Source organism: Pseudomonas edaphica (assembly GCF_005863185.1).
GTDB classification, from domain to species: Bacteria; Pseudomonadota; Gammaproteobacteria; order Pseudomonadales; family Pseudomonadaceae; genus Aquipseudomonas; species Aquipseudomonas edaphica.
This window is the reverse complement of sequence record NZ_VBVZ01000224.1, coordinates 1-9,269: the sequence shown is the minus strand read 5'-3', so window position 1 is coordinate 9,269 and position 9,269 is coordinate 1. Positions and strand designations below refer to the sequence as shown.

Sequence of the window (9,269 nt, the reverse complement as noted above, 5' to 3'; positions counted from 1 at the left end):
GACCAGTTGCTTGATGCGGCCAAAGGCCTCGGCAGCGTCCATGTCCGGTACGGATACGCGCACGATGTCCACACCGGCGGCTTCCAGACGGTTGATCTGGGCGACTGTGGCGGCAACATCATTGGTGTCGCTGTTGGTCATGCTCTGCACTGCGATAGGGGCATCGCCACCTACCGGTACGGAGCCGACCCAGATCTTGCGCGATACGCGACGTTTGATTGGAGATTCGCCGTGCATGACTATTGTCCCAACTTGAGGCGAGCGGTCTCGCCACTGGTGAACGGCGCCACGTCCACAGGCTGGCCGTTGTAGGCCACTTGCGCGCCACGGGCAAAGCCCAGACGCAGCGTCAAAGGAGGCTTGCCGCCTTGGTCAAGCGTATCTCCCTTACGCTTCAGACCGCTAAACAGCACTTTGCCATTGCCATCGGTGACTTGCGTCCAGCAGTCAGCGATGAAGGTAATCTTGATATGCCCGTCGCCGGCGATCAATGCCGGGGTGGTGGGAGGCGAAATCGCGGCCGGGGCCGGGGCCACTGGTGCGTTAGTCGCTGGGGCCTGCGCCGGAGCAGCCGGAGCAGCTGGCGTATGCGCCTGGGCAACCGGGGCAGCCGGTACGGTTGGAGCCGGCACAGCAGCGGTGGCTGCAGGTGCAGTGCCCGCTTCCGGAGTCGGTTGCTCGGTGGTAGCCGGCGCTTCCGAGGCGGCCTGCCCTTGGGCAACCGCCTGGTCTTCCGGCTCATCCAGCGGGTGAATCTGGGTGGTGCCGTCGGCGCTTTCGACTTCGACGTGCTCCATGGCGTTGCTGGTAAGGTCTTTGGTGCGTTGGGAGGCCTGGTCTTGCCACCAGACGAAACCGCCACCCACTACGGCAATCAGCAGCAACAGGCTGACAATCCGCAAAATAGTGTGGGAAACCCGTACCGGCTCCTCGATGCGGCCCAGGCCATGCACATTGCTGCCCTGGGAATCGGTGCCGGTGAACTGGTCAAATTCCTGGACCAGTACCGCCTGGTCGATGCCCAGCAACTTTGCATAGGCGCGGATATAGCCGCGGGCAAAAGTATGCCCAGGCAGCTTGTCGAACGCGCCGGCTTCCAGGTTGCCCAGGGATGTGGCGGTCAAATTGAGCTTGAGGGCCACTTCTGCCAGCGACCAACCATTGCTTTCGCGGGCCTGACGCAAGGTCTCGCCTGGGTTTACGCGATTAGCTGCTACAACTTCCGGGTGCGCCGCTTTCATCATTGCTCCGACAGGTATTGCTGATATTCCGGCGTACCGGGATAGAGTCGTTCGAGTTGCTGGCCAAACTGTGCGGCCGTGTCGCGTTCTTCATGAACCGTCGCCAGGCGCACACCGAGCAATAGACTACGTGCATTTTGCCCGCTGAGCAGGCTAAAACGCTCGTAAAAGTCACGTGCCGGCACATAATGCCTGTCTTCGTAAGACAACTCAGCCATTTCGAGTAAAGCCCGTGGCTGGCGATTGTTCAGGTGCAGGGCTTTTTCCAGTTGCTGACGACCGCTGTCGCGCAGGCCAAGGCGTATCGAGGTCACCCCAAGGTTTTCGAATACTCGCGAACGCTCAGGATAAAGGGTATCGGTACTGGCTTGCTGGAAATAGCGGGACGCCTGGTCGTAACGTTGCTGCGCAAACAGAAAACTGCCGTAGTTGTTCAGCAGCCGCGGGTCGGCAGGACGTGCGGCCAGGGCCTTGTGAAAATACGCGTCGGCCAGTTCCGGCTCGGCCTGGGCCTGGAATACCAGCGCCAGTGCGGCATTGGCATCGGCGTCGTCGCCGTCCAGCTCAAGGGCTTTTTTCAACGGCACCTTGGCCTGTTCGCTCATGCCCTGGCGCAGATAACCCAAGCCCAATTGCACATAGGCAATTCGCGCCTCGTCACGGCCTTTGCCGGTTTGCATGGGGCTGTCATGGCCCGATGAAACACAACCGGCCGCGAGACCGGTAAAAAGCAACAGCAGCGCAAGGCGCAAGGGCATAGAGGTCCTCTCTCAGATTCGATTCACAGCAATTTGCGGCAAATCTTCGGCGGCGTTAAGTTCGCGCACGGCGATATAACGCTCACTGCGGCGGGTGCGATCCATCACTTGCCCGACCAGTTGGCCACAGGCGGCGTCGATGTCTTCACCACGGGTGGTGCGCACAGTAACGTTGTATCCGGCCTGGTGCAGTTGATCCTGGAAACGACGGATGGCGTTGTTGCTCGGCCGCTCGTAGCCAGAATGGGGAAACGGGTTAAACGGAATCAGGTTGATCTTGCACGGGGTGTTCTTGAGCAGTTCGATCATTTCGACCGCGTGCTCAACTTTGTCGTTGATGTCCTTGAGCATGGTGTACTCAATGGTCAACACACGCTTTTCGCCCAGGGTCGCCATGTAACGCTGGCAAGATTCGAGCAGCATCTTAAGCGGATACTTCTTGTTGATCGGCACCAATTGGTTACGCAATGCGTCATTCGGTGCGTGCAACGACAGCGCCAGGGAGACGTCGATGTGCTTGGCCAGCTCATCGATCATCGGCACCACGCCGGAAGTCGACAGGGTCACACGGCGCTTGGAGATGCCGTAGCCGAGGTCGTCCATCATCAAATGCATGGCGGCAACGACGTTGTCGAAGTTCAGCAGCGGCTCACCCATGCCCATCATCACCACGTTGGTGATGGCACGGTCGACGGTTGCCGGGACGCTGCCAAAGGATTTGTTGGCAATCCACACCTGGCCGATGACTTCGGCGGCGGTGAGGTTGCTATTGAAGCCTTGCTTGCCGGTGGAGCAGAAACTGCAGTCCAGGGCACAGCCTGCCTGGGACGAAACGCACAAAGTGCCGCGCTTGCCCTGGGGAATGTAGACGGTCTCGACGCAGCTGCCGGACGCCACGCGCACCACCCACTTACGGGTGCCGTCGGTGGAGATGTCCTCGCTGACAACCTCGGGACCACGGACCTCAGCAATGGCCTTGAGCTTGTCGCGCAGGGCCTTGCTGACGTTCGTCATGGCGTCGAAATCGTCGACACCAAAGTGGTGAATCCACTTCATTACCTGACCGGCACGGAAACGCTTCTCCCCGATTGAGTCGAAGAATTTTTCCATTTCCTGTTGAGTCAGACCCAGCAGGTTGGTTTTAACAGTCGATGTAGTCATGGATTCACCCTCACTCTTTAAGCCGATGCTTAGCGAGCGGTTACTTCAGTAGCAGCGAAAAAGTACGAGATTTCGCGAGCAGCAGCGGCTTCGGAGTCCGAACCGTGAACAGCGTTGGCGTCGATGGACTCAGCGAAGTCAGCACGGATAGTGCCGGCAGCGGCTTCTTTAGGGTTGGTAGCGCCCATCAGCTCGCGGTTCAGAGCGATAGCGTTTTCGCCTTCCAGAACCTGAACAACAACAGGGCCGGAGATCATGAAGGCAACCAGGTCGCCGAAGAAGCCACGAGCGCTGTGCTCAGCGTAGAAGCCTTCAGCTTCAGCTTTGGACAGTTGCTTGAGTTTCGAAGCTACAACCTTCAGGCCGGCTTTTTCGAAACGAGTGGTGATCTCGCCGATGACGTTTTTTGCAACAGCGTCAGGCTTGATGATGGAGAAAGTACGTTGAACAGCCATGGTGTAACTCCAGAAACGGTAATTTACGAAAAATTAAACCCGCGAATTATACGCGGGTTATTAGGTATTGCCTAACTGCGTAAAAAGTCGGCTCAGTCGTCTGCTTCTTCGATCCACAGACCCTGAATCGCCTCCAGGACCTTTTCGCCACCCCGGTCAGGAATGTCGTCGAATTCCGGCAGCGCCATTACGAGGTCGCGCAATTTGACGAAGTTCACGGTAAGAGGATTGACCTCAGGATGAGCTTCAGCAAGTTGTATAGCGATTTCTTGTACATCAACCCATTTCAGGCTCATGACATTTCCTTGAATCAATGCGGCGCTTCGGCTGCATGGTTGAGGGAATATTTCGGAATTTCGACGGTAATGTCTTCCGTGCCGACCTTTGCCTGACAGCTTAGGCGAGAAGTCGCCTCAAGGCCCCAGGCGCGATCCAGAAAGTCCTCTTCCAGCTCGTCCGCTTCTTCGAGAGAGTTGAAACCTTCGCGAATCACGCAGTGGCAGGTCGTGCAGGCGCAGACACCGCCGCAGGCGCTTTCGATCTCGATGTGGTTGTCATGGGCAACCTCGAGGATGGACTTGCCGGTCTCAGCCTCCACAACCATACCGTCCGGGCAATGCTCGGCGTGTGGCAGAAAAATGACCTGCGGCATTAATTATTCCTCGATTTCATTCAGGTTGCGCCCGGCCAGTGCGGCTTTCACCGTCTGATCCATGCGGCGGGCGGCAAAAGCATCAGTCACTTGCGACAGGCGCTTGGTCTGCTGCTCGATGGCGTAACCATCGTTGCCTTTCATCAGTTCGGCCAGTTCCTGCATTTGCAGGTCGATAACCATGCGCTCTTCAGCATCCAGCAGACGCTCGCCGTCGGCTTCCAGGGCGCCCTGCACAGCTTCGAGCAGGCGCTGGGCATCGACTTGCTGCTCGCGCAGCACGCGGGCGACCTTGTCGTCACCGGCATATTGGAACGAATCCTTGAGCATCTTGGCGATTTCGCCGTCGGTGAGGCCGTAGGACGGCTTGACCTGAATGCTGGCTTCAACGCCCGAGGCCAATTCACGCGCTGCTACGCTGAGCAGGCCATCGGCGTCGACCTGAAAGGTCACGCGAATTTTCGCCGCACCGGCCACCATCGCCGGGATGCCGCGCAATTCAAAGCGCGCCAGGGAGCGGCAGTCGCTGATCAGTTCGCGCTCGCCTTGCAGCACATGAATCATCATGGCCGTCTGGCCATCTTTGTACGTGGTGAAATCCTGGGCGCGTGCGACGGGGATGGTGGTGTTGCGTGGAATCACCTTCTCCATCAGGCCGCCCATGGTTTCCAACCCCAAAGAAAGCGGGATCACGTCGAGCAGCAGCAGTTCGCCACCCTCGCGCTTGTTACCGGCAAGCGTGTCGGCCTGGATAGCAGCTCCGATGGCGACTACTTGGTCCGGGTCGATTTCTGTCAGTGGCTGGCGACCGAAAGCTTCGGCAACCGCTTCGCGAACGCGTGGGACGCGCGTCGAACCGCCGACCATGACCACTGCGGCCACGTCTTCCAGCTCGATACCGGAATCACGTACAGCCCTACGGCACGCCTTGAGGCTGCGAGCGACCATCGGTTCGATCAGCGCATCAAAGGCTTCGCGAGTCAGTTGAGCCGACCAGTTACCGTAGGAAACTTCAACAGAATCAGCGTCAGTCAGTGCTTCCTTGGCCGCACAGGCAGTTTGCAGCAGATTACGCTGCGCGCCCGGGTCCAGATCAGCCGACAAGCCAGCGCTGGTGATGATCCAGCCTGCAATGGCATGGTCAAAGTCATCGCCGCCCAAGGCGCTGTCGCCCCCGGTGGCCAGTACTTCAAACACACCGCCGGTCAGGCGCAGAATCGAAATATCAAAAGTACCACCGCCCAGGTCATAAATAGCCACCAGGCCTTCAGCGTGCTGATCCAGGCCATAGGCCACCGCCGCTGCGGTCGGCTCGTTGAGCAAGCGCAACACGTTCAGGCCCGCAAGCTTCGCGGCGTCCTTGGTGGCTTGACGCTGTGCGTCATCGAAATAGGCAGGAACGGTGATCACTGCGCCGACCAGTTCGCCGCCCAAGGTATTTTCTGCGCGCAGGCGCAGCACCTTGAGGATATCGGCCGACACTTCAACCGGGCTTTTCGGGCCTTGGACGGTGTCGATGAACGGCATATGGGATTCGCCGCCAACAAAGCGGTACGGCAGCTGGTCGCCCAATTGCTTGACGTCGGAAAGACCGCGACCCATCAAGCGTTTAACCGACAGCACGGTATTCAACGGGTCACTGGACGCTGCCAGCTTGGCCGACTCACCGACTTCAGTGCGATCAGCGTGATAACGCACAGCGGAGGGCAGGATCACCTGGCCATTAGCGTCGGGCAACGGCTCGGACAGGCCGCTGCGCAAGGCAGCAACCAGGGAATTGGTGGTGCCCAGGTCAATCCCGACCGCCAGGCGACGCTGGTGTGGTTGAGGGCTTTGGCCGGGTTCGGCGATTTGCAGTAGGGCCATGGTAATCAGGTCTTATCTGTCTATCAGGCGTGCATCACGGGCAGCACTGGGTTAATCGTCGAGGCGCTCTTCTAGCTGGCGCACTTCGTAGGTGAGCTTGTCGAGGAACTGCATGCGCCGCATCAGGCGTTCGGCCTGTTCACGTTGCGCTGCATCATCCCAACAGGCTGCGAAGCTTTCATTGAGCTCATCCTGGGCCGTTTTCAGACGACGCTTGAAGACCGCGACACCGGCTATATCAGCCTCGTCCTGCAAGTCTTCGAGTTCTTCGCGCCACTGCATCTGCTGCATCAGGAAGTCCGGGTCGTGCACCGTCACTTCGATCGGCAACTCACCACCGTTCAACGCGAGCAGGTAGCGCGCGCGTTTGGGCGGGTTTTTCAGCGTCTGATAGGCTTCGTTGAGGCTGGCCGATTGCTCCAGCGCCAGGCGCTGCTCACGCTCGGAAGCGTCAGCAAAGCGGTCCGGATGCACCCCACGCGCCAACTCTCGGTAGCGCGTGGCAAGCTGCTCAAGGTCCAGCCGAAAGCTCGGCTGCAGCTCGAATAAAGCGAAATGACAAGGAGTACCCACGAATAGCCTCAGATGTTGAAGCTTTCGCCGCAGCCACATTCACCGCGCACGTTGGGGTTGTTGAACTTGAAGCCTTCGTTCAACCCTTCCTTGACGAAATCGAGTTCGGTGCCGTCCAGGTAGGTCAGGCTTTTAGGGTCGATGATCACTTTCTCGCCGTGACTTTCGAACACCTGGTCCTCTTCAACCACCTCGTCGACAAACTCCAGCACGTAGGCAAGGCCGGAACAGCCCGTGGTGCGAACACCCAGACGAATCCCCTCACCTTTACCGCGCCCATTCAGGGAGCGGCGAATGTGCTGCGCAGCCGCTTCTGTCATGCTGATAGCCATCGTTGACTCCTTACTCGTCGCCAAATGCTTAGATCAAGCCTTTCTTCTGCTTGTAGTCGCGAACGGCCGCCTTGATGGCGTCTTCGGCGAGTACCGAGCAGTGAATTTTCACTGGCGGCAGGGCCAGTTCTTCGGCCAACTGGGTGTTGCTGATGGTGACAGCCTCATCCAGGGTCTTGCCTTTCATCCACTCGGTAGCGAGGGAGCTTGAGGCAATGGCGGAACCGCAGCCGTAAGTCTTGAACTTGGCGTCTTCGATAACGCCAGCGTCGTTGACCTTGATCTGCAGGCGCATCACATCGCCGCACGCCGGAGCGCCGACCATGCCAGTGCCGACATCAGGGTCTTCCGCGTTCATCTTGCCGACGTTGCGCGGGTTTTCGTAGTGGTCGATGACCTTTTCGCTGTAAGCCATGGTACTGAATCCTCACTCATCAGGGCCGCTCTGGAACCCTGTAAAAACGCCTGCGTTTTCCGCCACGTTCTTACAGAGCTTGGGTGGCGGCTTCTATAGTTAGTGTGCCGCCCACTCGATCTTGGAGATATCGACACCGTCTTTGTACATGTCCCACAGCGGCGACAGAACGCGCAGCTTGTTGACGGCTTCGCAGACTTTCTGCGCGGCGTAGTCGACTTGCTCTTCGGTGGTGAAACGGCCGAACGTAAAGCGGATCGAGCTGTGTGCCAGTTCGTCGTTGCGGCCCAGGGCGCGCAGAACGTACGAAGGCTCAAGGGAAGCCGAGGTGCAGGCCGAACCGGACGAAACCGCCAGGTCCTTGAGCGCCATGATCAGCGACTCGCCTTCGACGTAGTTGAAGCTCAAATTCAGGTTGTGCGGTACACGGGCGGTCATGCTGCCATTGATGTACAGCTCTTCAAGGTTCTCGACCTGCTTGTAGAAGCGATCGCTCAGCGCCTTGATACGGATGTTTTCGGCAGCCATGTCTTCTTTGGCTACACGGAAGGCTTCGCCCATGCCGACGATCTGGTGAGTCGCCAGGGTGCCGGAACGCATGCCGCGCTCGTGACCGCCGCCGTGCATGGTGGCTTCGATGCGCACCCGAGGCTTGCGGCTCACGTACAGCGCGCCGATGCCTTTAGGGCCGTAAGTCTTGTGGGCAGAGAACGACATCAGGTCGACTTTCAGCTTGGACAGGTCGATGTCGACCTTGCCGGTGGACTGAGCAGCGTCGACGTGCAGCAGGATGCCTTTGGAGCGAGTCAGCTCGCCAATGGCTGCGATGTCGTTGATGGTGCCGATTTCGTTATTCACGTGAATCACGGAAACCAGGATGGTGTCTTCACGCAGGGCCGCTTCGATCATGGCCGGCGTGACGATACCGTCGGTGGTTGGTTCAAGGTAGGTAACCTCGAAACCTTCACGCTCCAGTTGGCGCATGGTGTCGAGGACAGCCTTGTGCTCAATCTTGGTGGTGATCAGGTGCTTGCCCTTGGTCGCGTAGAAATGCGCCGCGCCCTTGATTGCCAGGTTGTCGGATTCGGTAGCACCGGAGGTCCAGACGATTTCCCGTGGGTCGGCGCCCACCAGGTCGGCGACTTGGCGACGAGCGTTCTCGACCGCTTCCTCGGCTTTCCAGCCGAATACGTGGGAACGGGAGGCTGGGTTACCGAAGTTTCCGTCAACCAGCAGGCATTCGCTCATCTTTTGCGCGACACGCGGATCAACCGGGGTGGTCGCTGAGTAATCAAGGTAAATCGGCAATTTCATGGACTTTCTCCTAAATCAGGCTGGCTGGCGTGCCGTTAGCTCTTCGGCTGTCACTCGACGGCGGACGCTTCAATCTTGTCCAGACGCGGCGCCTTGGTGTTGCAACGGCGCTGGTCCTGACGCTGGGCTACTTCTTGCACCTCACGGCGAGTCACAAGATCAGCCAAGCTGATACCACTCAAAAACTCATGGATCTGCAGGCTCAAGTCACACCACAAGTGGTGGGTCAGGCAGGTGTCGCCGGCATGGCAGTCACCCAAACCCTGGCATTTGGTGGCATCGACGGATTCGTTCACCGCGTCGATCACCTGAGCTACCTGAATGCCCTGCATATCGCGGGACAATTGATAACCGCCACCTGGCCCACGCACGCTGGAAACCAAGTTGCTACGGCGCAATTTGGCGAACAGCTGCTCGAGGTAGGACAGGGAAATGCCTTGGCGCTCGGAGATATCGGCCAGGGACACCGGCCCAGTTTGCGCGTGCAAGGCCAGGTCAAGCA

Annotated in this window: 13 protein-coding genes; all 13 read right to left on the bottom strand. The window is 58.8% G+C overall.

The genetic code is table 11. The features are described from left to right. A partial coding sequence (locus FEM54_RS16175) for a flavodoxin-dependent (E)-4-hydroxy-3-methylbut-2-enyl-diphosphate synthase (RefSeq protein WP_171045851.1) occupies window positions 1–237 on the bottom strand: 237 nt, incomplete at its 3' end. Window positions 238–239: 2 nt separating this feature from the next. Continuing rightward, on the bottom strand, window positions 240–1,241 hold the full coding sequence (locus FEM54_RS16170; protein ID WP_138451881.1) for a RodZ domain-containing protein: 1,002 nt from the start codon (window positions 1,239–1,241) through the stop codon (window positions 240–242). After that, complete coding sequence (gene pilW / locus FEM54_RS16165; RefSeq protein ID WP_017135949.1) at window positions 1,241–1,999, bottom strand: type IV pilus biogenesis/stability protein PilW; 759 nt, start codon at window positions 1,997–1,999, stop codon at window positions 1,241–1,243. Before pilW ends, FEM54_RS16170 begins: the two co-directional genes overlap by 1 nt. 12 nt (window positions 2,000–2,011) lie before the next feature. Further along, entirely contained in the window at window positions 2,012–3,160 is a 1,149-nt protein-coding gene (rlmN, locus tag FEM54_RS16160; protein WP_017135948.1) for a dual-specificity RNA methyltransferase RlmN, read from the bottom strand. 29 nt (window positions 3,161–3,189) lie between these two features. Continuing rightward, complete coding sequence (ndk, locus tag FEM54_RS16155) at window positions 3,190–3,615, bottom strand: nucleoside-diphosphate kinase (protein WP_003175956.1); 426 nt, start codon at window positions 3,613–3,615, stop codon at window positions 3,190–3,192. A 92-nt stretch (window positions 3,616–3,707) separates the two neighbouring features. Next, window positions 3,708–3,911 carry a Fe-S cluster assembly protein IscX gene (iscX, locus tag FEM54_RS16150; RefSeq protein ID WP_017135947.1) on the bottom strand — a complete coding sequence of 68 codons (204 nt, stop codon included), beginning with the start codon at window positions 3,909–3,911 and terminating at the stop codon, window positions 3,708–3,710. 14 nt (window positions 3,912–3,925) lie between these two features. Further along, a complete protein-coding gene (gene fdx, locus FEM54_RS16145) occupies window positions 3,926–4,267 on the bottom strand; it encodes an ISC system 2Fe-2S type ferredoxin (protein WP_015885743.1) in 342 nt (113 codons plus the stop codon). A 3-nt stretch (window positions 4,268–4,270) separates the two neighbouring features. Then, window positions 4,271–6,133 carry a Fe-S protein assembly chaperone HscA gene (hscA, locus tag FEM54_RS16140; protein WP_138451879.1) on the bottom strand — a complete coding sequence of 621 codons (1,863 nt, stop codon included), beginning with the start codon at window positions 6,131–6,133 and terminating at the stop codon, window positions 4,271–4,273. 51 nt (window positions 6,134–6,184) lie between these two features. Further along, a complete protein-coding gene (hscB, locus tag FEM54_RS16135; RefSeq protein ID WP_017135945.1) occupies window positions 6,185–6,706 on the bottom strand; it encodes a co-chaperone HscB in 522 nt (173 codons plus the stop codon). An 8-nt stretch (window positions 6,707–6,714) separates the two neighbouring features. Then, the gene (gene iscA, locus FEM54_RS16130; RefSeq protein WP_003209680.1) at window positions 6,715–7,038 is read right to left on the bottom strand and encodes an iron-sulfur cluster assembly protein IscA; all 324 of its coding nucleotides are present in this window, start codon (window positions 7,036–7,038) and stop codon (window positions 6,715–6,717) included. 28 nt (window positions 7,039–7,066) lie between these two features. Then, on the bottom strand, window positions 7,067–7,453 hold the full coding sequence (iscU, locus tag FEM54_RS16125) for a Fe-S cluster assembly scaffold IscU (RefSeq protein ID WP_003175965.1): 387 nt from the start codon (window positions 7,451–7,453) through the stop codon (window positions 7,067–7,069). Window positions 7,454–7,552: 99 nt separating this feature from the next. Beyond that, a complete protein-coding gene (locus FEM54_RS16120) occupies window positions 7,553–8,767 on the bottom strand; it encodes an IscS subfamily cysteine desulfurase (protein WP_017135944.1) in 1,215 nt (404 codons plus the stop codon). A 50-nt stretch (window positions 8,768–8,817) separates the two neighbouring features. Then, a partial coding sequence (locus FEM54_RS16115) for an Rrf2 family transcriptional regulator (RefSeq protein WP_138451877.1) occupies window positions 8,818–9,269 on the bottom strand: 452 nt, incomplete at its 5' end.